General features: G+C 38.2%; 21 protein-coding genes. 10 read left to right on the top strand and 11 right to left on the bottom strand.

What is annotated here, in order from left to right; all coding sequences use genetic code 11:
* Positions 1–152 precede the first annotated feature (152 nt).
* From LS48_RS08175 to LS48_RS08165, 3 genes are all read left to right on the top strand, one after another.
* Positions 153–1133: a pyruvate dehydrogenase complex E1 component subunit beta gene (locus LS48_RS08175; RefSeq protein WP_062621850.1), complete on the top strand. Its 981-nt coding sequence runs from the start codon at positions 153–155 to the stop codon at positions 1131–1133.
* Positions 1134–1171: 38 nt separating this feature from the next.
* Positions 1172–3664, top strand: a complete 2493-nt coding sequence (locus LS48_RS08170; protein ID WP_062621848.1) for a DUF5686 and carboxypeptidase-like regulatory domain-containing protein — start codon at positions 1172–1174, stop codon at positions 3662–3664.
* A gap of 286 nt (positions 3665–3950) precedes the next feature.
* Entirely contained in the window at positions 3951–4703 is a 753-nt protein-coding gene (locus LS48_RS08165; protein WP_062621846.1) for a hypothetical protein, read from the top strand.
* Positions 4704–4951: 248 nt separating this feature from the next.
* On the opposite strand, the gene LS48_RS08160 is transcribed toward LS48_RS08165, so the two are convergent.
* From LS48_RS08160 to LS48_RS08145, 4 genes are read right to left on the bottom strand one after another with little or no spacing between them, the layout of a single operon-like run.
* Positions 4952–8140 carry a choice-of-anchor B family protein gene (locus LS48_RS08160; RefSeq protein ID WP_076692432.1) on the bottom strand — a complete coding sequence of 1063 codons (3189 nt, stop codon included), beginning with the start codon at positions 8138–8140 and terminating at the stop codon, positions 4952–4954.
* 56 nt (positions 8141–8196) lie between these two features.
* Positions 8197–9015: a phage tail-like protein gene (locus tag LS48_RS08155; RefSeq protein WP_062621841.1), complete on the bottom strand. Its 819-nt coding sequence runs from the start codon at positions 9013–9015 to the stop codon at positions 8197–8199.
* Between the two features lie 21 nt (positions 9016–9036).
* Entirely contained in the window at positions 9037–9849 is an 813-nt protein-coding gene (locus LS48_RS08150) for a phage tail-like protein (RefSeq protein ID WP_062621839.1), read from the bottom strand.
* A 38-nt stretch (positions 9850–9887) separates the two neighbouring features.
* Positions 9888–10706: a phage tail-like protein gene (locus tag LS48_RS08145; RefSeq protein ID WP_131807709.1), complete on the bottom strand. Its 819-nt coding sequence runs from the start codon at positions 10704–10706 to the stop codon at positions 9888–9890.
* A 244-nt stretch (positions 10707–10950) separates the two neighbouring features.
* Between LS48_RS08145 and LS48_RS08140 the strand changes: the two genes are divergently transcribed.
* From LS48_RS08140 to hemL, 3 genes are all read left to right on the top strand, one after another.
* Positions 10951–11874 (top strand): 1-aminocyclopropane-1-carboxylate deaminase/D-cysteine desulfhydrase, encoded by a 924-nt coding sequence (locus LS48_RS08140; RefSeq protein WP_078056397.1) that lies wholly within the window; start codon positions 10951–10953, stop codon positions 11872–11874.
* Between the two features lies 1 nt (position 11875).
* The gene (locus tag LS48_RS08135) at positions 11876–12712 is read left to right on the top strand and encodes a glucosaminidase domain-containing protein (protein WP_062621835.1); all 837 of its coding nucleotides are present in this window, start codon (positions 11876–11878) and stop codon (positions 12710–12712) included.
* A gap of 66 nt (positions 12713–12778) precedes the next feature.
* A complete protein-coding gene (gene hemL, locus LS48_RS08130) occupies positions 12779–14068 on the top strand; it encodes a glutamate-1-semialdehyde 2,1-aminomutase (RefSeq protein ID WP_062621832.1) in 1290 nt (429 codons plus the stop codon).
* A 106-nt stretch (positions 14069–14174) separates the two neighbouring features.
* Here hemL and LS48_RS08125 read toward each other — a convergent pair whose 3' ends face one another.
* The 3 genes from LS48_RS08125 to lysS all read right to left on the bottom strand — a co-directional run bounded on the left by LS48_RS08125 (position 14175) and on the right by lysS (position 17160).
* Entirely contained in the window at positions 14175–14522 is a 348-nt protein-coding gene (locus tag LS48_RS08125) for a hypothetical protein (RefSeq protein WP_131807708.1), read from the bottom strand.
* Positions 14523–14617: 95 nt separating this feature from the next.
* Positions 14618–15046 (bottom strand): DUF4890 domain-containing protein, encoded by a 429-nt coding sequence (locus LS48_RS08120; RefSeq protein WP_062621828.1) that lies wholly within the window; start codon positions 15044–15046, stop codon positions 14618–14620.
* Between the two features lie 422 nt (positions 15047–15468).
* Entirely contained in the window at positions 15469–17160 is a 1692-nt protein-coding gene (gene lysS / locus LS48_RS08115; RefSeq protein ID WP_062621826.1) for a lysine--tRNA ligase, read from the bottom strand.
* A 193-nt stretch (positions 17161–17353) separates the two neighbouring features.
* On the opposite strand from lysS, the gene LS48_RS14895 reads away from it, so the two are divergent.
* The 3 genes from LS48_RS14895 to LS48_RS08105 are packed head-to-tail and all read left to right on the top strand — an operon-like array spanning position 17354 to position 18852.
* Positions 17354–17512, top strand: coding sequence for a YqaE/Pmp3 family membrane protein (locus LS48_RS14895; RefSeq protein ID WP_076692431.1), 159 nt, complete (start codon positions 17354–17356; stop codon positions 17510–17512).
* 4 nt (positions 17513–17516) lie between these two features.
* The gene (locus LS48_RS08110; protein WP_062621824.1) at positions 17517–18257 is read left to right on the top strand and encodes a hypothetical protein; all 741 of its coding nucleotides are present in this window, start codon (positions 17517–17519) and stop codon (positions 18255–18257) included.
* A gap of 55 nt (positions 18258–18312) precedes the next feature.
* The gene (locus LS48_RS08105) at positions 18313–18852 is read left to right on the top strand and encodes a hypothetical protein (protein ID WP_062621822.1); all 540 of its coding nucleotides are present in this window, start codon (positions 18313–18315) and stop codon (positions 18850–18852) included.
* 318 nt (positions 18853–19170) lie between these two features.
* Here the strand turns inward: LS48_RS08105 and LS48_RS08100 are convergent, their stop codons facing one another.
* Positions 19171–21414, bottom strand: a complete 2244-nt coding sequence (locus LS48_RS08100; RefSeq protein ID WP_062621820.1) for a zinc-dependent metalloprotease — start codon at positions 21412–21414, stop codon at positions 19171–19173.
* A 180-nt stretch (positions 21415–21594) separates the two neighbouring features.
* Here LS48_RS08100 and lipB point away from each other — a divergent pair, with 180 nt between their 5' ends.
* Positions 21595–22308: a lipoyl(octanoyl) transferase LipB gene (lipB, locus tag LS48_RS08095; protein ID WP_062621818.1), complete on the top strand. Its 714-nt coding sequence runs from the start codon at positions 21595–21597 to the stop codon at positions 22306–22308.
* Positions 22309–22341: 33 nt separating this feature from the next.
* Here the strand turns inward: lipB and LS48_RS08090 are convergent, their stop codons facing one another.
* From LS48_RS08090 to LS48_RS08080, 3 genes are all read right to left on the bottom strand, one after another.
* Positions 22342–23031: a TapB family protein gene (locus tag LS48_RS08090; protein WP_062621815.1), complete on the bottom strand. Its 690-nt coding sequence runs from the start codon at positions 23029–23031 to the stop codon at positions 22342–22344.
* Between the two features lie 22 nt (positions 23032–23053).
* Positions 23054–23593 (bottom strand): hypothetical protein, encoded by a 540-nt coding sequence (locus tag LS48_RS08085; protein ID WP_062621812.1) that lies wholly within the window; start codon positions 23591–23593, stop codon positions 23054–23056.
* A 127-nt stretch (positions 23594–23720) separates the two neighbouring features.
* Entirely contained in the window at positions 23721–24029 is a 309-nt protein-coding gene (locus LS48_RS08080; RefSeq protein ID WP_062621811.1) for a hypothetical protein, read from the bottom strand.
* Positions 24030–24210 lie beyond the last annotated feature (181 nt).

The following is a 24210-nucleotide window of genomic DNA, read 5'->3' as shown; positions in this document are numbered from 1 at the left end:
GTGTGCGAAGTTAAGAATATATTTCCTTTTTTTGTTATGCACGCATAATAAATTTTGATTAAAAGTGAAAAAATAATACCTAAACAGATGGTAATTATAGTATTTTTGCTATCCCTGAAAAATTTCAGTTATTTACATTTCAATTTAGACAGATGAAGACACTACAATTCAGAGAGGCAATAGCCGAGGCGATGAGCGAAGAAATGCGTCGCGACGAATCTATATATTTAATGGGCGAGGAAGTTGCCGAATATAATGGGGCTTATAAAGCCAGTAAGGGAATGCTCGACGAGTTTGGCGCAAAACGGGTTATTGATACTCCAATTTCCGAATTGGGGTTTTCAGGTATTGCCGTGGGCTCTGCCATGAACGGCAATAGGCCAATTGTAGAGTTTATGACCTTCAACTTTTCTTTGGTTGCCATTGATCAAATAATTAACAATGCTGCCAAAATGCGCCAAATGAGCGGTGGGCAGTTTAATATCCCAATCGTTTTCCGTGGACCAACAGCTTCCGCCGGTCAACTTGCGGCAACACATAGTCAGGCTTTTGAAAGCTGGTACGCAAACTGTCCGGGGCTGAAAGTAGTAGTGCCAAGTAATCCGGCTGATGCAAAAGGTTTGTTGAAAAGCGCCATCCGCGATGACGATCCAGTGATTTTTATGGAGAGTGAACAGATGTATGGCGATAAGGATGAAGTGCCCGAAGGAGAATACTTAATTCCGCTTGGGGTTGCCGATATTAAAAGAAAAGGAAATGATGTAACCGTTGTTTCCTTCGGAAAAATTATAAAAGAAGCGTATAAGGCAGCTGAAACCCTTGCTGAAGAAGGTATTGAGTGTGAAATAATTGATTTAAGAACCATCCGTCCTTTGGATTATGAAGCCATTTTTGAATCAGTAAAAAAAACCAACCGTTTGGTAATTTTGGAAGAAGCTTGGCCTTTCGGAAACGTTTCTACTGAAATAACTTACCAGGTTCAAAACCGAATTTTCGATTATTTGGACGCTCCTATCGTAAAAATTAATACTGCCGATACACCCGCGCCGTTTTCTCCTAATTTATTGGAAGAATGGCTGCCTAATAGTGAAGATGTTGTTAAGGCTGTAAAGAAAGTTCTTTATAGAGACTAACTTTATATTCCCTAAAAAAATATCAGTCCCATAAATTTATGAAGTACCTTCTTCTGTCTTTTTTTATTGTCATTGGTGCTTCGGTTTTTGCCCAAACCAAAGTTAGCGGTGTTATTAAAGATGCCACTGATTATCCGGTTGCCTTTGCCAACGTAATTTTTAAGGATTCACAGGAAGGAACTATCTCTGACGAAAACGGACGGTTTTATTTGGAAAGCGATAAAACTTACAAGTCAGTTATATTTTCATTTATTGGCTATGCGACTAAGGAAGTTGAGCTTACTTCGCGAAGCACTTACAATATGGAAGTGGTTATGGAAGAGAGTGCCGACGCACTGGATGAAGTGGTTGTTTACAGTGGAAAAACTTCAAAAAAGAACAATCCAGCTATTGATATACTTCGGAAAATTTGGGAAAACCGAAGGGAGAATGGCGTTAAAAAATTTAAACAATACCAATACGATAAATACGAAAAACTTGAGTTTGACCTAAACACAATAGACAGCGCACTTATAAAAAGTAGGATTTTCAAGGGAATGGAGTTTGTTTTTGAACAGACAGATACTTCAAACATTACGGGAAACACTTATCTACCAATATTTATAAACGAAGCGGCTTCAAAGGTATATGGTGACAATCTCCTGAATGAAGAAAAGGAAATACTGCAGGGAAACAAAAACTCTGGTTTTGAAAATAACCAAACTCTTATTGCTTTTGTAAAAGATCTTTACAGCGAATATGATGTTTATGACAATTATTTAAAGTTTTTTGATAAAGCATTTACCAGTCCCCTATCCCGAACTGGTATAGACGTTTACAACTATGTGCTTCGCGACAGCGCCTATCGTGACAACAAATGGTGTTATAATATTGTATACTACCCTCGACGAAAGAATGAGCTTACCTTTAAGGGTGATTTTTGGGTAAATGATACTACTTGGGCTATTAAGGAAATAAATCTGCAGGCCTCAAAAAGCGCCAACTTAAACTGGGTGCGCGATGTGTATATAGAACAGGAATTTGATGTATTGAATGATTCTATCTTTTTGATTACACGAGATTACTTTATGAGTGATTTTAGTTTTCAAAAAAAGGAAACTGCAAAAGGAGTTTATGGTAAGCGCACTACGCTTTATGATAATTATTCCTTCAATCTTCCTAAAGGGAAAAAATTTTACAACGAACAAGTAGATCCATACCAATATGAGGTCTACAACAGGCCTGATGAATTTTGGGAAGAAAACCGCATGGAAAAGCTGAGTAAGGATGAAAAGGGAGTTTATAAAATGCTTGACACCTTAAAGACAGTTCGGCGTTTTAAAGCGCTTTATAATGTGGGCGCAACCTTGGCCAGTGGTTATTACGAAGTAAACAATTTTGACGTTGGTCCGGTATTTTCAATTTTCGGCTTCAATGAAGCAGAAGGTTTGCGTATTCGTTTAGGAGGAAGGACCTATTTTAGCCAAAATGATCCTTGGCGACTGGAAGGTTTTGGAGCCTATGGTTTCAAAGACCAGCGATTTAAGTATGGAATTTCAGGGAAATGGCTTTTAGATAGAAAATCAAGGTTAACGGTTTTTGGTGGCAACCGCCGCGATGTGGAACAGACAGGGGCAAGTCTAACCAACAGTAATGATGTTTTGGGACGCAGCCTTGCATCTTCTTCGTTATTGTCTGTGGGGGCTAATGATAGGCTGTCACGAATAAATCTCAGCACAATAGGTTTTGATATTGAACCTTGGAAAAACTTTATTTTAAGACTAACGGGCTCTTACCGAACCCTAAAATCTGCTACCGATACTTTCAGTATTGATTATAAAGTAATGGAAGACGGCGTTTTCACGGGAGAAGTGAAAAGCGAATTAAAACAGGCCGAGATACAGTTAGGCTTTTTGTACGCTCCAGGGAGAAAGACCTCTGGGTATGGCGTGGAACGCACAGTCATTAATGAGGGGGATTTTCCGTCATTCTATGCAGGTTATAGTTTTGGTTTAAAAGACGTAATGGGCGGTGATTTTGAATATAAAAAGGTGCAGGCGCTTTATACACAGCCCTGGAACATTGGGGGGTTAGGACGTTTACTCTCAACAGTTGAGGTCGGCACTACCATAGGAGCCGTACCATTAAGCTTGTTGAATCCCATCCCAGGAAACCAAACTTATTTTAGCCTTTATAACAGTTTTACACAGTTGGATTATTATGAATTTGTAAGTGATACCTATGCATCTCTTCATTTACAGCATAATTTTGGAGGAAGGATTTTCTCAAGAATACCACTTCTTAGAAAGCTGGATCTTCGTGAAGTAGTTGGTTTTAGGGCTGTATATGGAACTATTTCACAGGAGAATAAAGACTTGAATGCTTCAAATATAGTTTACCAAGCCCCTGAGGATATTTATTGGGAATGGAGTGTGGGCGTTGGTAACATCTTCCGGGTTTTTAGATTAGACTTCAATTTCCGAGGGAATTATCTTGACAATCCTGGTGTCCGGGAATTTGGCATTACTGGAGTTTTTGGGTTTTCTTTTTAATTTTTCTTCACTATATATTTTGTAGACATTTTTCTTTTATACATATTAAGGCAAGGACGGATTGCTAATCCGTGCTATGGGGTTTTTAGATTTACATTTAGTTTTTTCTTTTTAAAGCTTACTCCTTAGAGAGGATAAAGGGGTATTATATTGTATTATATTTTAATAATACGCTATAAATACGCTATAGATATATTATAAATATGTTTTAAATACGCTATAAATATACTTTAATCATATATTTTAAATAATTTTATATATATTTAGATGTCTGATAATAAACATTATGGCAAAACAAATTGGATTAATTCGGTTAAAGGGTACTATAGGAGATACCAACTTTTATTCAACCCCCAATGGTGGGGATTTGGCACGAAGTGCGGGTGGTGGATTTAAGAGTAATGACATTAAAAAGAAGGATTCTATGGTGCGTGTGCGGGAGAATGCGAGTGAGTTTGGAACGTGTAGCAAGATAAAAAAGGCTTTTCGGATTTCATTAGCACCTTTTCTTTGTGTGCGTAAGGACGGCTTGCTGCACGGTAGGATGATGACTTTATTCACTATGATAAAATCTATGGATCGTGTGAGTCTTAGAGGTAAAAGAACTGTGGGGAATGGATTGGCAACACCTTTAGGCTTGGATCTTCTCCGCAATTTTGAATTTACACCGGCTTGTAATGTTATAGATACGCTTGGAGCGTCAGTCAATTATGATTTTGCTACACGAAGCTGTGCGATTACGAATTTTGATGTTAGGCATGTAAGTTTTCCAAGTGGCGCTACGCATATGGCACTTAGTTTGGGATTGCTGCATTTTGATTTTAATGCTTTAAACTACAAATTGAAGATGAGTGCTCCGTTTTATATTGACAAAACTTATGATGAAAACTCTTTTGAGCTTAGTGTTGAGGAGCCTGAAATTGCTGGGATGCACATAGCAGTTCTGGGATTAAAGTTTTATCAGGAGGTGAAGGGGACTTATTATTTATTTAAAAGTGCAAATGCTGTGGGGGTGGAGGTGCTAGGAGTGGAAGTTTAAGTTTTGGGTTGCATGTTGTTTTTTGTGGGTTTAGAAGCCGATGGTGGAGTGAACCGTTATCCTATGTTTGCGCGGGGTGCCAATCTTCTGAAGGTATTTGTTATCAAGATTGGAACTACACAGACATAGATTGATTTAATTTACCAAGTTTTAAAATTGCTGTGTATGGGTTTGATAAAATAAAAAAAGACCGCCTGAGAGCGGTCTTTTCTAGGTTAAGTGAATAATTGATTGTGGGGATTTATTGTTTATTGTTTGACAATTTGTTTTGTTACTTCTCCTATTTCTGTACTTATCTTAACAAAATAGATTGCATTTTGAAGATTGCTTAAGTCTATTTGGTAATGGGTAGTTGTGGATAGGTCTATATTTCGGAGGATTCTTCCACTTATATCATATATCTCAACAGTGTTGACCTTGGCTTCAGGAGATACAACATTTAAAATATTGTTAGTGGGATTTGGATATACCGATACGTTGGCAAGACCTGCGCCTTCGTCGCCCAAAATTTCGTTGCTTTTAAATTGGATGGTAAATCGACGGTCGTATGTGCCTTTTCCTACTTTAAAAGTATAGTCATCCTGAGATAAATTGGTACGCGTGTTAAGTTCATTGTCTATTAAAAATATAGAAGCGTTTTCTAAGCTAGCTCCCTGAAAATCTTTTACAGAAATAGTGTACTCAAGGTTTTCGTCTAAAAGAGAAGAGAAGCCCATAAGTATTTTAGCGCCATCCTCAAAAGTTTCGCGACTTTGAATGCCCAATTCTTCTGAACCATCTTCTAAGTGGGTATAGAGTGACAATACCGTAGCCAATCTTCTACTATCATACCCAGCGTCAATACCACTTGTGGCATAGGGTGAAAAGGCTATAAGTGTATTATTGCGCATATTGTATTGTTCGTTTTCAACACTGATCCATACACGGTCTATACCGTCCTGTGACGGCCTTGGTGCCGTATTATTGTTATCAATAACCCGCATACTGTTGCTGAAACTTGCTATACCTGCCGCAGTTGCTTTTATACCAAAACCTTGTCCTGTAGAAATATATTCACTTGGAGGGGTTTGTGTTGGGTCTGATGGAGCATAGGTTCCGCCCGAAAGGTTATACATAGAAATATCTTCCATGCTAAAATTCATTGCATAGGCACCCGGAAGGGATGGGCTAGGAGGTGTATTTGGATTCCAAAAATAGACCTCGTTTACCATTGTGTTTGCATTAATGAAATCTGCGGCACTGATTGCAGAAGGGTACGGATTTGCTAGTACGTTAGGGCTGCTGTTTCTGTTACCGTTATATTTTACTGTGAAATTTACTTCGCCTGTGTTCAAAGTGCCTTGTTCGAAGGTCATGTCATAGGTTTTATTTCCGTCATTGCCGTTCAGTTGTGGACGGGAAATATAACCTTCTCCTGGATTTATTGTTCCTGAATATAGCACCCAGTTATCCCTATTATCATCGGCAAAGTTTTCGGCAAGAGGAAACTGATCTTCAACATCTGGATTGGGAACAAAGTTTTCAGTAAGGTGATTTAAGAACATATAAGAATCGGCAAAAACACCATCCCGAGTTTCAACTGTCATGGGGCTTCCCATTACCAAGAATACGCGGGGGAGCATAAAAGGGGTTGTGTAGTTTACATTAATAGTACCGTTGTTGGTGACCACTGCACTATCGTCAGATTGTACCACGCTACCTTGATGTTCTACAATTAGATTACCGTTTACGGTAATATCTTTTGTGATGTTAATATAATCTTCTGCGGCAACTGTTAGGGTTTTGTTGGCGTCAACTTCACAAGTACATGCATTAATGCTTCCTTTGGAGGATGTATCGTAGTTGCTACTTATTATCGCATTTGAGCCAGGACCTGGGGCTCCATTACTCCAACTGCTTCCTGAGTAAATTGTTGTTGGCGCAGCAACAGTAACCACGGCAGTACATGAAGCTTTGTTTGCATAGTCGTCTTCTACGGTTAGGGTTATATTAAATGTTTGTCCAACATCTTTACAGGTAAATGTTGTTTGCCCTGCAGTTATAGTTCTTTTTGTAATTCCAAAATTATCTGTTGAACCATTATCAATATCGTCCGCTGTAATTGTAACACTGCCAGTATTTTTATCTAAGACCGCTGTGTAGTTCTGACAGTTGGCAATGGGTGAAATATTATCGTAGAGTGGATCTTTGATAATAAAGAGTCCCCCGTCTCCATTTATATTCCCATCTCCGAAGCCGGTCGCAATTATATTTCCACTTGAAAAATATGGGTAAACGTTCCACGTACCGTTGAAAGCGGCGTTATTATTTTGTGGAAAGCAATCGAAATAATTTATTTCAGTCATACCTGGGTTCTGGTTATACAGACCATCCACTTTTATAATTCGAACACCCGCCGCATAATTGGCTAAGTAGTATCTATTTCCATTAATATATCCATTATGGTCAATAGCTGGAGTTGAACCAGAATATGTGTAAAATAATGTTGGATTGTCAAGGTCTTCGACATTAAAGACCAAAGTGCGAGTATTTAAACCAGCTAATTCTTCATCTTTTTCATCCCCTGCAATAAAGAAACGTTTATCCTCCGTAAACCAGCCTTGATGGGTATAATACTTATTGGAATACGTAACAGATGATATTACCGAAGGGTTTGATTTGTTAGTGAAATCAATAATGTTTACTTTATTATTTCCGCTAAATGCACCAATCATAATTTCTCTGCCTTGATAATCTGGGTCTGGGCCATCGTAAATTACCACTTCGGCATCGTGGCAATAGCCTAATGTAGAATATAGTTTTACCACAACGGGATCATTAGGTATGCCATCATTATTATTGTCTAATTTTACTACAATCGGTCCCCCACTGTTATAACCTGGTGAACCTAAAATATAGGCATAGCCAGAGGCTTCATTAACAACAATATTATGTGCACTTCCCCTTCCACTGGAGCCGGTGCCGTCCCAAAACAAATTACCATCGGTTTGTGATTTTGTAAAGGTAACCGGAGAGCTACCGGTAAGCGTTCGCAATCTTCTCAGATCAAAAATTTGCATCCCGTGATTGCCATTGGCATCACTTACAATAAATGCGTGATCTTTGTACACTTTTACATCTCGCCATAGGCTGGAGGATACTTGCGTGTTTAATCTAGCAAGATATTTTGGATTTGTAGGATTGCTGATATCAACAAAGGCGGTACCATTGTCCAATGCAACTATTGCATATTCCTTACCGCTCTGAGGATCGGTCCAGCCCCATGAGTCCTGTGCTTCTGCAGCATTCATTGTAGCCGCAGATATATAGCTTTGTAAAGTCAAACCGTTGCAAGGGTAACTTTTGCCACCAACTGTAGCAAAACCATTGACACAAGGGGTTTGGGCGGTCGCACCAAAGAAACAAATTGTAATAATTAAAAGTAGATTACCTTTCATAATGTCATGGTCTATTTGTAGTGAATAATGGGTTGTCGTTATCTTATCTGATTGATCTATTCATTAATATATGTAAATTCGATGGTGCAGGGAACGTCTATACCAACAATTCCATTGGTTGCAGTATCATAATCACTTGTATTGGATACCTGAAGATCCATTTGAAGTCTGAATGGGTAGGTTTGACCCGCGCTTAAATTTAAGTACAAAATTAAGGATGAGTCGTGACGAAACCGATTAAAGTTTTGATTGGTAATATTGTTCTTTATTGAGTAGGCGTGGGTATATATGTCATAATTTGTTCCGTTAAAAATAAAACGAAAATAACCTTCTTGGGTGGCCATTCTAACACTTTCTGAACCGCTAGGATTAAGAGCCTGGCCCGCTCCAAAATTGAAGTTAGCCTCTATGCGATATATGCCAGTATATTTTGCTTTAAAAGTTTTGCCATTTCCAAGATTGGGAACATCTCTAAACCCACCACTCAAGGGCACACTAAAATTTAAGGGATTTTGCGCGAAGAGCGCTGAATGTTCTAAAATAAATTGAGGAATCCATTTAGGGTTTATCGCCGCACCATCCCAAACATAAACTCCCGGATAAACATCATGGTCTCCTGTACTGGTAGTGCTTGTATTATAAACCACGGTTCCGGCTACTAAATTGCCTCCGTTCGGATTTGTTACTGGCAACTGTTGATTTGTCTTGACCAGAGCCACGCGAGGATAGACCAATCCATATTGGGAACTTTCCAAATCCAGCATGCCTTCTGGCTTTATAGTTCCTATGCCAATTTGTGAAAAGACAACTGTACTTGTTAATACTAATAGTAAAAACAGAAGATATTTTTCTTTAAAAAAATTATTGCGTTTCATAATGGGGTCTAGTTATTTGGTTTAGATATCACCAGTATAGTCTTCTATATAAGTAAATTCTATCGAACATGGAATGTCTTTTCCTACATAACCTCGGCCATCGCCAAATTCTCCATTATTATTAAAAGCTGGCGCTGGCGATTGTGAAAAAGTTAGGCTGAAATAATAATCTGTTGCGGCCACTAAATCTAAAAATAATACGAGATAAGATTCTTTCCATACGCCCTCGTAGAAAACCGTTGATCCACTAGATAAATCATACGTAGAGATTGACTTCACATTTACAGGATATGTAGTGCCATTAAAATTAAATTTAAAGGTGCCGTCCTGAAAAGCTGCATTATCATCTCCGGGAACCGGTGAGGTTACTCTACCTCCTCCGAAGTTTACGCGAATCTCAACTCTATAATATCCGTTATATTTTGTTCTAAAGAATTTATTCTCAGTAACGCCTAATCCTGGCACATCCTGATTGGTTAAATCTGATTCGGTCCTCAAAACAGTGGGATTTTGAAAAAAAATCTCTGAGTGTCTTTTGCTAAATTGCGGTATCCAATTGGACCCGTCCCACATATAGGTGCCCGGATATACACTATTAATTCCAGCATTGTTTAAATTTGTATTATAAACAACAGTTCCAGGTACAAGCGTTCCAGAATTAGGATTTAAAACTGGAGTCTGGGAATTTGTGGCGGTAAGTGCTACAACAGGGTAAACCAGCCCAGATATTGAGCTATTAATTTCCATAATCCCATTTGGAGAAGTCGTGCCTATGCCTACTTGTGCCATCGTTCCAAATGATATTAAAAACAGAATGAATTTCAGAAGTTTCATATATTAGTATTTAAAGGTCGATATATAAAGTTTTTAACTTATTCGTCTAAAAACATAAATTCAACAGAACAAGGAATATCATACCCAATATATCCCGCCCCTCCATTAGGATATCCGGTAGAATTTCCATTATTTGCATAATCTGGTGCAGGCAGTTGATCAAATTGTAAACTAAAATTATAGGGAACTTTAGCAATCAGATCTACATATAAGATTTTAGAATATTGTTCCCAAATTAGGAAATAATTTTGACCACTATTACTTCCGGACTTTGTACTATATGCTTTTGCTGGAATTATATAATTACTACTATTAAAGGTAAATAGAAAATTTCCTTCTTCAGTTAGTGCTCTAAAGTCGCCGCTGACATCTCTGGGACTGCCGGCGCCGTAGTTCATACTAACTTCTATTTTATATCTTCCTGAATATTTAGGGGTAAAATATTGACTCCCCAAATTGCCAATATATATAAAGCCGTCTTGTGATAGTGGTCGATAACCCAAAGGAGACTGTTTAATAATTTTAATATCTTTCTTGGTGAATTGATTAATCCATTTAGTTCCATCCCATACATAGATTCCTGGATAAACATCATTGGCCCCCGTTGATGTGGAATTGGTATTGTAAACAGTTGTGCCAATTGGAATCGCACTTAATTGTGGATTAGTAGCAGGTGCCATAACATTTGTGGCTGTGAGGGCCAAGCGCGGCAGTACCACGCCTTGATTGGAGCTGTTCACTTCTAAAATTCCGTTGGGTGTGGTAGTATTTATCCCCACCTGAGCGTAGGAAAGGCTATGAGCCAAGAAAAGAGCGGTCGCAAAAGCTGACCACATTGTAGGTAGTTTTATTTTCATAATTTGGGGTTGTTGAAAATATTGGTACAATAATATGATAAAATTTCGATAAAGTGCAAATTTTTCGGATAAAATGTTTGTTTTTGTTTTCTGTAAATTACTATTTATCAGTTGTTTCCTACATTTTTTCACATTTATTTAAGTTTTTTCTGACATTGGTTTGCTTTTTTAATTTTTTTGGACTACTGTCCCTGTGAGGCCTTTCTGGCTTTTATATGGTATAAGTCTTATTATCTTTGTAGGAATGAACCTTTTTTTTAACTTCAGAAATCGTAGCTTGGTGAATATTTCCCTTTCTTCGTTTGGATTGAATCCATTTTCGCTACATGTGGTGCGAGATGATATGTTGCATCCTTTTGTATCAGGCAACAAGTTCAGAAAACTTAAATACAATATCCAATTTGCCAAAGCTAACGGTTATGAAACCTTACTTACATTCGGAGGGGCTTTTTCAAATCATATAGCTGCAGTTGCAGCCGCTGGCAAAGAACTGAACTTTAAAACTATTGGAATTATTCGGGGGGAGGAGCTTGAAAGTAAAATATTTGAAAACACTACACTTTCCTTTGCTCAGGATTGTGGTATGCAGTTATATTTTATTTCGCGTGAAGCTTATAGACAGAAAACCGAAACTAATTTCATTAATCATTTAAAGAAACAGTTTGGCGATATTTATATACTTCCCGAAGGGGGTACAAATGTCTTGGCGGTCCAAGGATGTGAGGAAATTTTAGAGAATGTTTCAGAAAATGCTGATTATATATGTGTGCCTGTGGGTACTGGCGGTACTATGGCCGGACTGGTAAAAGCTTCAAGGAAAGATCAACAAGTTCTTGGATTTTCGGCTTTAAAGGGAACTTTTCAATCGGAAGAAATTGGGAAATATACATCAAAAACCAATTTCTCTATCACAGATGCGTATTGTTTTGGTGGCTATGGTAAAATAGATGCTGATTTGATACGTTTCATTAATAGGTTTAAAAGAGAAGCCAATATTCCGTTGGATCCAATCTATACCGGAAAAATGATGTTTGGCATTATGGATCTTTTAAAAAAGGGGCATTTCAAAGAAAATAGCCGTATTTTTGCGATCCATACTGGAGGCCTGCAGGGTATTGCCGGAATGAATCAAAAGTTGAAAAAGAAAAACCTTCCTATAATTGAATAAAATGATTGGCAGAATTACTATCCTTCTTCTTGTAGTTATCGTTTGTTTTAGCAGTTGCAAATCAAAAAAAACCGCGACCAAGTACCGAAAAAAACATAATACCGAACGTGTTGTTAGGGTAAATCAAACCGTAAAGGAAAAGGATACAAAGGCAGAAGAACCAGAGGTTGTAGTAGTGCCGATAAATATTCCCTATAGCGAACGCGTTGCAAATTATATAAATGAATACGCTCAAATTGCCAAGGAAGAAATGCTTCAGTACGGAATACCAGCAAGCATAACCCTTGCGCAGGGCATTTTAGAAAGTGGCGCTGGGGCAGGGGAACTTACTATGAAGGCCAACAACCACTTCGGGATTAAATGCCATACAGGTTGGGAAGGAGATCGTGTATATCACGATGATGATGAACGCGGTGAATGTTTCAGAAAATACAACGACCCCAAATATTCCTATAGAGACCATTCTCTCTTTTTAACCCAGCGCAGCCGCTATCAAGATTTATTTAAACTTAGAAAAGACGATTATAAAGGTTGGGCAAAAGGATTGCGAAAAGCAGGTTATGCCACAGATCCAAAATACCCTGACAAGCTTATAGGCATTATTGAAAGATATAATCTTACCGCTTATGATGATGAGGTTTTGGGGAGAAGGTTGAGCGCCATAGATCCCGATGATTCAAAAATCGGAACTTATTCCGTCCAGGCTGGCGACACACTTTACAGCATTTCTAGAAGATTTAATCTTACTGTTGAAACACTTAAAAAATACAATGGTTTAAAAAGTAATGATCTTTCAATTGGGCAGGTGCTGTACCTGCATCCTGTAAAAAATCAGTAATCAATTGTAGTGGTTAGTAAAAACTAAAACCTTCTTCAAAAAAAATTAAAACACCCATATATTAATATGAAATATCAAAGAAGTAGTGCTCTATTTGCAGCGGCACAAAAAGTAATTCCCGGTGGCGTCAATTCTCCAGTTCGAGCTTTTAAAGCGGTGGGGGGCACTCCTGTTTTTGTTGAAAATGCCAAGGGTGCTTACTTATATGATGCTGATGGAAACAAGCTTATCGATTATATAAACTCTTGGGGACCTATGATTTTAGGGCACGCTCACGAGCCTGTAGTTAATGCTGTAATTGAAAAGGCAAAAAAGGGCACCTCTTTTGGAATGCCTACGGAAATTGAAACTGAAATAGCCGCACTGGCTGTAGCTATGGTACCCAATATTGATAAGATACGTTTTGTGAATAGCGGTACCGAAGCTTGTATGAGCGCTGTGCGGTTGGCCAGAGGTTTTACGGGGAAGGAAAAAATTATAAAATTTGCAGGATGTTATCACGGGCATAGTGATTCTTTTTTAATTCAAGCTGGAAGCGGAGCCGTTACCTTCGGCGCGCCCAACAGTCCAGGGGTAACCCAAGGTACTGCAAAAGACACGCTGCTTGCCACCTATAATGATTTGGATAATGTAGAAGAAGTAATTTCTGCTAATAAGAACGAAATTGCCTGTATCATTTTAGAGCCCGTAGCTGGAAATATGGGTTGCATTCCACCGGCAAAAGGTTTTTTGGAAGGCTTGCGAAAACTTTGTGATGAAAACAATATCCTTTTGATTTTTGATGAAGTAATGACCGGGTTTAGATTGGCTGCTGGCGGAGCTCAGGAATTATACGGCATAAAAGCTGATATTGTAACTTTTGGAAAAGTAATAGGAGGCGGATTACCAGTGGGAGCCTTTGCCGCAAGAGAAGAAATTATGAATCATTTGGCGCCTATAGGTCCAGTATATCAAGCGGGGACCTTAAGTGGAAATCCACTGGCGATGGCTGCCGGATTGGCAATGCTAAAGGAATTGAATGAGAAAAGAGATATTTACGATTCAATAAACAAGAAGACTGAATATTTGCATAAAGGGATGGAGGCTGCACTCAATTCTGAAGGAATAAAGTTTACAATTAATCGGGTTGGCTCAATGATTTCTGTCCATTTTTCTGATATGCCAGTGACCGATTTTGAATCTGCAGCTGCTGCTAACAATGAAAATTTTAAAAGGTTTTTCCACGGTTTGCTTAATGAAGGCGTTTATATTGCACCCAGTGCTTTTGAAACTTGGTTTATTTGTGATGCGTTAAGCTACGAAGATTTGGATGTTACTATTGCTGCTTGTGGAAAAGTAGCAAAGAATCTTATTTAAAAAAACGGATCCAGAGCACGCATTTGATAATTTTTAAAATTTCATATGAAAAAAAAAGGCCCTTTCTAAATTTAGAAAGGGCCTTGGTTTTAAATATAATTAATCACTAATTATTCATTTTAAGCCATTTAGAGTATTGATCATCAGTAAGCGTTTTTTTCATCGCATCTTTTAACTGAGCGTCAATTTTTTTCTTTTCTGCTATTACTGCTGCGCTTGAGGCGTCTTTTCCATCCACATTTTTTTGATAGCCAACTTGTTTTGCTACCAAGGCTCTAAAGATGGTACGGCTTTGATCGCCAGAAAGGTCTAAAGCTTCGGTGAGCTTTGCGGCTTCTGTTTTGGCTATTACTTCTGGTCTGCTTTGATCTTGGGATAGCTGCTGGGCTGAGGTTGTTTGAACTCCCAAAAGCATAGTTACTGCAAATGCAAATACTGTTAGTAGGTTTTTCATTGTTTTAATTTTTGTTTTTTACAAGTTACTAATGTAACCAATTTGTCTATAATTAAAACAATAATTGCGCCAAAAAAATGCTTTTTAAGGTTTTATTAATCTTCGCTGCGTTTTTCTTTTCTCTTTTTATTCTTGAACCGGCGCTCTTGGTGTTGCTTTCCGTTTTCCCATTTGGTAAATTGTTCCTCGGTAAGTATCTTTTTCATTTCCTTTTTCATAGCTATTCGTCTGTCAAGCATTGTATTTTTGGCCTCAAATTTTTGGGCATCGGTCATTTCTTTTCTGTTCTTGGTGCGTTCTGGCCTATTATTGTGCATTTTCAACAATAATTGGTTTATTTGTGCCTGTTGGGTTTCGTTTAAGTTTAAATCGAGGGTCATTTTTTTTGTATGTAGCTCGGCACGTTGTTCGGGGGTTAGGTTTTCTCTTAGCTGACTGCGGTTTTCTTTTCTGTCCTCACTTTTGTTTTGTGCGGTAATGGCGAAGGTGGTAAGTGCCATAAGGATTATCATTGCTTTTTTCATCACTTTGTGTTTTTTATTGTTTACTGTAAGTATGACGCAGGAATTTGGAAATGGTTTAATGGGGGGTTGTGAGGTGTAAGATGTCAGTCTTGATATTTAATTTTTTGATTATGTAAAGTGAATTGTAAAGAGGAATAAATATTTGTTTTTAGTTTTCATTAAAATGTTCTTTGAAAAGTTTGTTTTGCTCACTGAAAGGTGTGTTTGGCTAAGTGGTTATTGTGGGCAGTGGAGTGTTTTTTAAATTTTAGGTTATCATTTTAAAAATTATATACCACCGCTCACGTTTCTGGCAGGGATGTCAGACCCCTTATGCCAAAAAGGAGAAAAAAAGTGCGGGCGGTGGTTTCTAACTTTTATAAAAGAATTGGGCCACCTCAATGGTAGCCCAATTACGAAATTAATCTGTATTTAAGTAGTGTTTATAAAACCGAAACCATCAAATTTTCATTCGTCTTTTCAACCTTTGCAACTTTGGAGGCGGTGAGCCCCTTTATGGCCTTGTCCCATTTTTTGTTGCTGAGGCCACTTTGGGTTTTTAAATCTTCTAGAGCGATTGGAGAGTTGGCTTTTAAAAGTGTATAAACCGTTTTTTCGTCCTCGGTCATTTCCACTTTTTTCTTTTCGGGGCGCATTTGTGGGAAGAAAAGTACTTCTTGTATCGAGGCGTTGTTGGTAAGGAACATTATTAAACGGTCCATCCCAATGCCCATACCGCTGGTGGGCGGCATGCCGTATTCCAAAGCGCGAAGAAAATCATAATCTATAAAGGCGGTTGCTTCGTCATCGCCTCTGTCTGCGAGTTTTAGTTGTGCCTCAAAACGCTCGCGCTGGTCTATTGGGTCGTTGAGTTCGCTGTATGCGTTTGCTATTTCCTTTCCACATACCATAAGCTCAAAACGTTCGGTAAGTTCAGGATTGTCGCGGTGTTCTTTACATAGTGGACTCATTTCCTTTGGGTAATCTGTAATAAAGGTTGGCTGAATGTAATTGCCCTCGCACTTTTCGCCGAAAATTTCATCAATCAGTTTTCCTTTGCCCATAGTATCATCCACAGGAATTTTCATATCCAAAGCTGCCTTTCGGATTTCGTCCTCACTTTTTCCAGTGATATCAAAACCTGTGAAATGCTTAATTGACTCTGCCATAGTTACTCTTGGGTAGGGCGCCTTAAAGTCTATTTCATGTTTTCCGAAGGTTGCTTTGGTGGTACCATTAACTTCCATGGCGCAAAATTCAAGCAATTGCTCGCAGAAATCCATCATCCAGTTGTAATCTTTATAGGAAACGTAAATTTCCATGGCGGTAAATTCAGGATTATGAGTACGGTCCATACCTTCGTTGCGGAAGTTTTTTGAAAACTCATATACGCCATCAAAACCGCCTACGATCAATCTTTTTAGGTACAGTTCATTTGCAATGCGCATATACAATGGAATGTCCAAGGAGTTGTGATGTGTGATGAATGGTCTCGCAGCAGCGCCTCCGGGAATTGGTTGAAGAACGGGAGTTTCCACTTCAAAATAGCCACGCTCGTTAAAAAAAGTTCGCATGGCATTAAAAAGCTTGGTGCGCTTTACGAAAATCTCCTTTACGTGGGGATTTACCACCAAGTCGGCATAGCGCTGACGGTAGCGTTGTTCGGGGTCAGTAAAGGCGTCGTGTACCTTGCCCTCGGCATCAACCCGTGGCTGTGGCAACGGTTTTAAAGCTTTGCTAAGTAAGGTGAAGTTTTTTACCATTACGGTTTTTTCACCTACTTGGGTTTTGAATAGTTCGCCTTCAATGCCTATAAAATCGCCTATGTCCAGCAGTTTTTTATAGACTTCATTATAAAGGGTTTTGTCTTCGCTCGTACAGATTTCATCACGGTTAAAATACACCTGTATGCGGCCATCTGCATCCTGAAGTTCGGCAAAAGAAGCTTTTCCTTGAATTCTTCGGGACATCAATCTGCCGGCGATAACTACCTTTTTTCCTTCCTCGAAATTCTCTTTTATTTTTTTTGAAGTATCGGTAACGGGGTACAGGTCTGCGGGGTAGGGATTAATGCCCATATTGCGCAGTTGTTGTAGTTTTTCTCTTCGGATGATTTCCAGTTCAGACAGTTGCATATAATTGTTTCTAAAAATAAGTTTGCAAAGATAGGTAATTGAAGTACGAAATACGAAGCAGCAAATACGAAAATGAGGGATTTATAATATACGATCCAAGATTTACTATCGTAAGATTTTACAGAAATTTAAATTTCATATCCCTAATTAACTAAGTCTGAAAATAACGAATATATATTGTAGCTTTGTTTCTATGAGTTTATGGCGTGTTCTGCTTGCAATCCTATTTCCGCCCCTTGCCGTAATTGGTAAAGGTTGCGGTTCTGTATTAATTGTTTTTATACTTACAGTTTGCGGGTGGATTCCCGGTGTAATAGCTGCGCTGATTATTTTAAACAACCCAAATAGATAGACCGATGAAACTAAGATTACTTGCTCTTTATACTGTGGCGCTTGCTTTGGTAAGCTGTCAGTTTACCGAAACTATGGTCATGAACGAGGACGGAAGCGGCACTATGGCCGTGGAGGTCAATCTGAACGAAATGATGGCCTTTGGGGGATCTGCCCTAACTGATTCTATGAGTGTAAAAATGGATACTATTATAGCTATGAAACATTTTTTGGAAACGAAAAAAGACAGTATCTCCAAACTTTCAAAAACGGAACAGGATAAACTGAAAAAGCTGGAAAACTTTAATATCCATATGAAGATGGATACGGAATCTTCTGAAATGGTTTACGATATTTCAACAAATTTTAAAGATATAAGCGAGGCTAACGATATTTTGAATGGGCTAGAACAGGCAAGCAATATAATGCCCAATCCAGATTCCAACACCGAAATAAAAAAAGAGGAGGATTCACCAGAGATTGTGGGTGTTAATTATACTTTCAAAAAAGGTGTTTTTAAACGCGACGCCTATATAAAAGATAAAAAACTCCACCAGCAGCAAGTGGATAGTATGAAGCAGGCCGAAGCCTTTATGGGTGGGTCTAATTATACGTTGAAATATACTTTTCCAAAGAAAATTAAGAAAACATCCAATCCTGAAGCCACTTTTTCGGCTGACGGAAAAACTGTGATTCTTCAAAAGCCGTTTATTGAATATTTTAAGAATCCAGATGTGCTGGATCTTGAGGTGGTTTTGGAAAAATAGCAAATTTCGGCAACGTATTTGTATATTAAGTAATACTAACATAAAACTTAACACTATGAAAGCATTTTATTTTTTAATTCCACTACTGATGATAAACGCCTGCAAAACGCAGACGGGAACAGTAACCTCAACAGAAAAAACCGCTACTATGGGACAATTAAATGAACGTGTAACCGGTTGTCCTGAAGAAGGCAATTGCACTGTAAAAATTCATAAAAACATGAACCTTATTATAAAGGAAGATGGTACAGGAGCTATTTATCCAGAAATGGTTGCCGGAAAGAACACTGTTGTGGAATACACTTATTTGAAAGAAGGGCCGGAAGGAACAGCCGATGGCAACTATTCTGAAACCATTCATTTTGAAATACCCGCTGCGGTTGAAAATATTAGCAAGGTAAATGCTTCATTAAGCGATGTGAAATTGTTGTACGGCAAGCATTGTTTTTGTAAGGGCGAGGCAGGTTATTACCCAATTAGCAATGGAGAGTTATCTGTTTCTGCAAATAATAAAACCCTTACGTTTAACCTAAATTTTGAGGTGGAAAAGACTTCGCAGGTAATCTCAAATATCTCAGAAACGGTTAAACTGTGATGAGGTAGTACGTAGGCTATAGTCGGTAGTCAATAGTTTTTTTAAAAGCGGCGTTTCTATGACTTAAAACTCAAATAATTAAACTGAAAAGACCTGTTAACTACGGGTCTTTTTTTTTCAGGATTTAGTCAAACAGAATTTACATCCCGAACCAATCTTTATTTCAAAAGCTTCCTTAAAGCCCGGTTTATTAGCGAGGATGGTTTCAATGGAACATTTTAAAGCGACTGTTTATACAGATATTCCTAAAAAAGAAAGAGAAAAGAACAGGAATAATACTGTTCTTTTCTCTTTTTTATAAGTTCTTAATCTTGGAACTTAATTTTTCACAATCTTCTTAGTAGTTACTTTGTTGCCATTCTTCACTACAAGGAAATACATTCCACTATCGATATAGCTATACTCCAACTGCTTGCTGAAAGTACTTGAAGTAGAAGCATCATCAAAAGTGTATTGGTTGATTACTCTTCCTCTTAAATCGTAAAGCGAAATTTCAATCTTATCGTTTGAAGCTGGTGTAAAAGTAAGGTTGAAAGTCCCACTTGAAGGGTTTGGATACACTGAGAAATTATCAAATGTAAAGTCCTCAACACCTACTACGCCATCAACAGTAATTGTAGCATTGTTAACATCGTAAAAGATATTGTTTGATGACATAACCATCAATCTACCCGTAGTAGTGTTAAGGTTTGGTACATTAACAACTGCGCTTCCGTTGTTTGGTAAGTTCAATGCAACTGCAATTGGGTATGTCTGGCCGTTATCGGTAGAAAACCAGATGTCCACATTAGGGCTATCTACTGGAGCTACATCGGTTCCTGCAACATCCCAAGTCACGGTTTCGGTATTTCCGATAGTCCAAGTAGTGGCTGTGTTTTGTGATGTAACTACAAATGGACCAGAACCTCCATCAAAAGTTAACAATACGTTGTCGCTTGCCGAGGCGGCACCTCCGGCAACATTGTCGCGAACGGTATATCTGAAATTCATAGTTCTTCCTACAGAAGGTACCACTTCCCAAGTGCTTTGGGTGTTTCCAGCAAGTACAGTTCCAATTGCGGGCATATATCTGTCAGGAGAGCCAATAGGATCATTGGTTCTAAAAGCTGGGCCAGAGGTTGAACTATTTTGAGGTGGCATAGGAGCAACCTGTGGGTTCATCTGTTCCCAGCAATGTGATAATACATCTCCATCTGGATCACTAGCAATACCTTTTAAGATAAATGGAGTAGATATGGGAAGTGTATAATCAGGACCAGCATCTGCAGTGGGAGGTAGGTTGTTGGTTGGAGTTTGTGTAGCACATTGTCCGGAACCGTTTTTAATAAAGTTCCAAATTTCTTGAATGCTTATAGCTGTAAAATAATCGTCGCTATTGTTTTGTACATTAGGAGGACAAATACCTGCGTAACCCATAATAGAAGAACCGCTTCCTGGCTCTACTGCAGTTGGAGCATATCTATTGTTACCACAAGAGTTGTTGAAGGTGTGGTTAGCGCCAAATTGATGTCCCATTTCGTGAGCCACAAAGTCAATATTAAATATATCTCCTATAGGAGCAGTTAATCCAGTAACACCTCTTGCTTTTTGACCTGTTACACATGGTACGCGTAAACCAGCGATTCCACCACCGCCAGTACTAAATACGTGCCCAATGTCATAATTGGCATTTCCTATTACGTTATCACAAGTGGTTTGATTTTGACCTAACATTGTACCTCCACTGTTATTTGTGTACGGGTCCGTTGCTGAATTTAAGTATATAATATCGGTATTATTTGCAATTATTACCATAGTAAGAGAGGCATCTCTTTCATAGACACCATTTACACGTGTCATAGAAACGTTCATGGCAGAAAGTACAGCAGCCTTCTTAACAGGGTCTGGCTCTCCTGGGTCTATTCCTTGTTGGTTAAGGTGGTATTGTGCATATTCACCAGTACAAGCCAAGGCAAGACGGTATGTTCTAAGAACTCCATCATCAGCATTTCTGTAATCTAATGGCATATCGATAATTTCGTTATCCTCAGCCATACATACTGGGGCATTAGGATCTGCAGGAACCTGATCTCTATTATAAGCTATATAGTAAGTTTTGTCCTGAGTGTAAGGATCAATGTAGATAGTAGAATAGTTTAGAGATGAAATCATCACGTGTACTCCTACATTTGAAACACTAAAACGAGCAACGGCAGAAGGATCATCAATACCTTGGGCTGCGTATGAACGAATGTTTGGGTGTTGTGCCTGAAGCGCTGGCTCCATAATAGAAGCTTCATAAACGCGGAAACGTTGTATTTCGCCATTATTTGTTGGAAGCTCAATTACAACATTTGAAAGACGTGTAAATCTTTCAGGTGCATTATGCAACTGGTTCTTAAGAGCTGTTGTGTTCAGGGAATAAAGGTTAAAGTCCTGCGGCATAGCATTGCGGAAGACTTTCTGTCGGTTTTGCGTCTCTGTGGGCGATACTTTGCTCCACAACGCATTCTGTGCTTGCAATCCAAAGCTTAAAAGCAAAAGACATACAATCAGAAATGGTTTAAAAGTACTTTTTTTCATTTTAGATGTAGTTTATATGAATGTTTAGAACCGTAAAGATAAGAGTCTTGAAGGAATTTAATAAATTTTTAAGAAATTAACTTTAAGAAAAAGTATAAAAAACTTCAAAAAAGCATAGAAATACCCATCTCAAACATTATTAATTGATAATTTTGGTTCGCAAAAAAATCTAAAGAATAATTGAACAAATATTTGGAAATAAATGATTTGGGGTTAAGGGATTACAAAGAAATTTGGGATTACCAGGAGAATCTTTTTCAAAAGATTTTACAGATAAAAAGCAAAAACAGTAAAGAGAATTTGCAATATGAAACGCCCAATTTCTTCCTTTTTGTTGAACATCCGCATGTGTATACCCTTGGAAAAAGCGGCCATGTTGAGAATCTACTTATTTCTGAAAAAAAACTTGCTGAAATAAACGCTTCATTTTATAAAATAAATCGAGGAGGTGATATTACATATCACGGTCCAGGACAAATTGTGGGTTATCCGATATTGGATCTGGAAAACTTCTTTACCGATATTCATAAATACATGCGTCTTTTGGAAGAAATGATTATTCTCACCTTGGCAGAATATGGCTTAAAAGCTGAGCGGAGTAAAGGAGAAACAGGTGTATGGCTAGATGTGGGCACTCCCTTTGCAAGAAAAATTTGTGCTATGGGCGTGCGGGCAAGTCGTTGGGTTACCATGCACGGCTTTGCTTTAAATGTGAATACCGATCTGGGTTATTTTGACCATATGATTCCCTGTGGAATTAGGGGAAAGGCGGTTACCTCTTTAAATGTTGAATTGGGTAAAACAAAAATTAGCCTAGCGGAAGTAAAAGTAAGGTTGTTAAAACATTTTCTGATGCTTTTTGAAGCCGAAATAAAAGAAAAAACCGAAGCCTAAGCCTCGGTTTTTGAAATTTAATTTGGTTTTAGTTTACTTTGAAAATTTAGTGAGTACGCTGCTAGAAGATACTTTTCCTCTTTGATAGTCTTCCTGTTTAACCATCCCTACGCCTTCGGCGATCCATTGTTTTGAATTACTTGTTTGGGTCATTCCCATTTTTGTGGTCATATCGTAGGTTATCACAAAACAAGAGAACGTTCCGGCAGGAGTTGTTACGTCTTCCTTGCCAATTACTTTTCTGTTTGTTATGGTCAAATCCATATTCATGTTAATGCCGCTCATGCTTATTTTCATATTCATTTCGGCATCTGGAAGCTCTTGACCTACGGATAGGTTGTTGGGAATTTCCAAATCAACCCCGCTAATATCATATTCCATATTCTGAAATTGCTCCATCATCATAGGGCTTACCATCGAGTTGTAGTCAATTGAAATTTTGGTCCCATCGCAGGTAACGTCATATTCTGTTTCGGCTATCAGTTTCCCTTTGTCATCCTTAATGGAAGATTTCATTGTGGCAACTTCCCCTTCGGAAGTCTGGGTTTTGTTTAAAATAGTATAATCTACTACTGCAGCTATTTTCCCTTTTTTATCATAAGATGTTAATTCGGCCTTTGTTCCTTCCTTTAAGGGATAAAACTTACTGCAGCCAGTTTGTGCACTCGCTTGTGGAAATACTGTTGCTAATAACAATAATGAAATAATGAATGTCTTGATCATAAATATTATTTTAGGTTAATTACTATCTTGGTCCAATACGCGTAGGTCCCGCGCCAATGATTACCCTCAAGGTTTTGTTAAATGTGTTATCGTGGTAGTCTTTAACGGTGAAAACAAAATCTCTATTCTCGGTTCCGCCTGAATCTAAAGTTCGTCCAATTATTTTAGTGCCCAATAGTATGGAAGATCGCGGGTCTGAACGATCGCCTTCAACCTGTAATAGTCTAGTGCCAATGCTTCCAGCACCGTCGGTCCAAGGGCTTGGAATGGGCTCGGGTATTTCTACAATGGCATTGTTGGGAAGTTCCCAAGTTATGTGAGAAACCCCGCCAGAATCTTTACCAGAGAGAAGTACGTTGTAGGTTTTGTTTCTTTCCAAGTACAATGCTTGATTATCAAAATCAAAAGTTTCTGTTATCTCTACATCGCCCGTGGAAAGTCCACTGCCAGTTAATTGAAAGTATATTGTTGGCACCACGGAATCTCTGTCTGGAATAGTGGTCTTACAGCTTGTTAGGCTTAGGCTCAGTAATAAAATGCTCAAAATGACTGAATTTCTCATAATTTCTAATTTTTTAAAATTTCTAATTAGTGAATACGGGGAGAAAAATAACAACCATAAATATAATAGCTGCTTTGTATCGACACAATGAGGTTATAGAGTTCCAAAAACTAAGTTAAATGCTCTTTTATTCTTCTATAATGCCTTCTTCGTTTTGTTGGCTTTTTGACTGTGTAGTATCATCCACAGGATCTCCGCCAATTACGTTTCCGCTAGAAGATTTCTTCTTTCTTTTTTTCTCTTTCTTTTTTTTCTTTTTGGGAGAATCTACAATGGTGTCCAGCACACGGTCCGTACTTTTTGTGGTTTCTTTATCTACACGTCTTTCTACCGTACGTTCCACGGCGTTGGCAGCTCTGTCTCCCAGTTTGTCCAAAAATTGTGCATTGCAAATACTGGCTGCACAAATGAATAAGATGGTTAAAGCTATTTTCATAATATTTGATTTTTATGGTTTACTTTTTAAAGGTTACTTCTTTTACTACTTTATTATTTAGTATTATTTTTAAAGTGTATATTCCTCTTGCCAGATTATTTATGTTTAAAAAAATCTGTTTTCCCGGAACAATTTCCAGTTTGCCGGAATATTGTTTACTTTTTTTCATAACAGGGAAAAA

The sequence above is a fragment of the Aequorivita aquimaris genome, from assembly GCF_001573155.1.
Classification (GTDB): Bacteria; Bacteroidota; Bacteroidia; order Flavobacteriales; family Flavobacteriaceae; genus Aequorivita; species Aequorivita aquimaris.
This window is presented reverse-complemented; position numbering and strand designations above follow the sequence as displayed.

Coding starts and splice junctions, on each gene's coding strand:
- LS48_RS08175 (WP_062621850.1), top strand. CDS start 153: ATGAAGACACTACAATTCAGAGAGGCAATAGCCGAGGCGATGAGCGAA.
- LS48_RS08170 (WP_062621848.1), top strand. CDS start 1,172: ATGAAGTACCTTCTTCTGTCTTTTTTTATTGTCATTGGTGCTTCGGTT.
- LS48_RS08165 (WP_062621846.1), top strand. CDS start 3,951: ATGGCAAAACAAATTGGATTAATTCGGTTAAAGGGTACTATAGGAGAT.
- LS48_RS08160 (WP_076692432.1), bottom strand. CDS start 8,140: ATGAAAGGTAATCTACTTTTAATTATTACAATTTGTTTCTTTGGTGCG.
- LS48_RS08155 (WP_062621841.1), bottom strand. CDS start 9,015: ATGAAACGCAATAATTTTTTTAAAGAAAAATATCTTCTGTTTTTACTA.
- LS48_RS08150 (WP_062621839.1), bottom strand. CDS start 9,849: ATGAAACTTCTGAAATTCATTCTGTTTTTAATATCATTTGGAACGATG.
- LS48_RS08145 (WP_131807709.1), bottom strand. CDS start 10,706: ATGAAAATAAAACTACCTACAATGTGGTCAGCTTTTGCGACCGCTCTT.
- LS48_RS08140 (WP_078056397.1), top strand. CDS start 10,951: ATGAACCTTTTTTTTAACTTCAGAAATCGTAGCTTGGTGAATATTTCC.
- LS48_RS08135 (WP_062621835.1), top strand. CDS start 11,876: ATGATTGGCAGAATTACTATCCTTCTTCTTGTAGTTATCGTTTGTTTT.
- hemL (WP_062621832.1), top strand. CDS start 12,779: ATGAAATATCAAAGAAGTAGTGCTCTATTTGCAGCGGCACAAAAAGTA.
- LS48_RS08125 (WP_131807708.1), bottom strand. CDS start 14,522: ATGAAAAACCTACTAACAGTATTTGCATTTGCAGTAACTATGCTTTTG.
- LS48_RS08120 (WP_062621828.1), bottom strand. CDS start 15,046: ATGAAAAAAGCAATGATAATCCTTATGGCACTTACCACCTTCGCCATT.
- lysS (WP_062621826.1), bottom strand. CDS start 17,160: ATGCAACTGTCTGAACTGGAAATCATCCGAAGAGAAAAACTACAACAA.
- LS48_RS14895 (WP_076692431.1), top strand. CDS start 17,354: ATGAGTTTATGGCGTGTTCTGCTTGCAATCCTATTTCCGCCCCTTGCC.
- LS48_RS08110 (WP_062621824.1), top strand. CDS start 17,517: ATGAAACTAAGATTACTTGCTCTTTATACTGTGGCGCTTGCTTTGGTA.
- LS48_RS08105 (WP_062621822.1), top strand. CDS start 18,313: ATGAAAGCATTTTATTTTTTAATTCCACTACTGATGATAAACGCCTGC.
- LS48_RS08100 (WP_062621820.1), bottom strand. CDS start 21,414: ATGAAAAAAAGTACTTTTAAACCATTTCTGATTGTATGTCTTTTGCTT.
- LS48_RS08090 (WP_062621815.1), bottom strand. CDS start 23,031: ATGATCAAGACATTCATTATTTCATTATTGTTATTAGCAACAGTATTT.
- LS48_RS08085 (WP_062621812.1), bottom strand. CDS start 23,593: ATGAGAAATTCAGTCATTTTGAGCATTTTATTACTGAGCCTAAGCCTA.
- LS48_RS08080 (WP_062621811.1), bottom strand. CDS start 24,029: ATGAAAATAGCTTTAACCATCTTATTCATTTGTGCAGCCAGTATTTGC.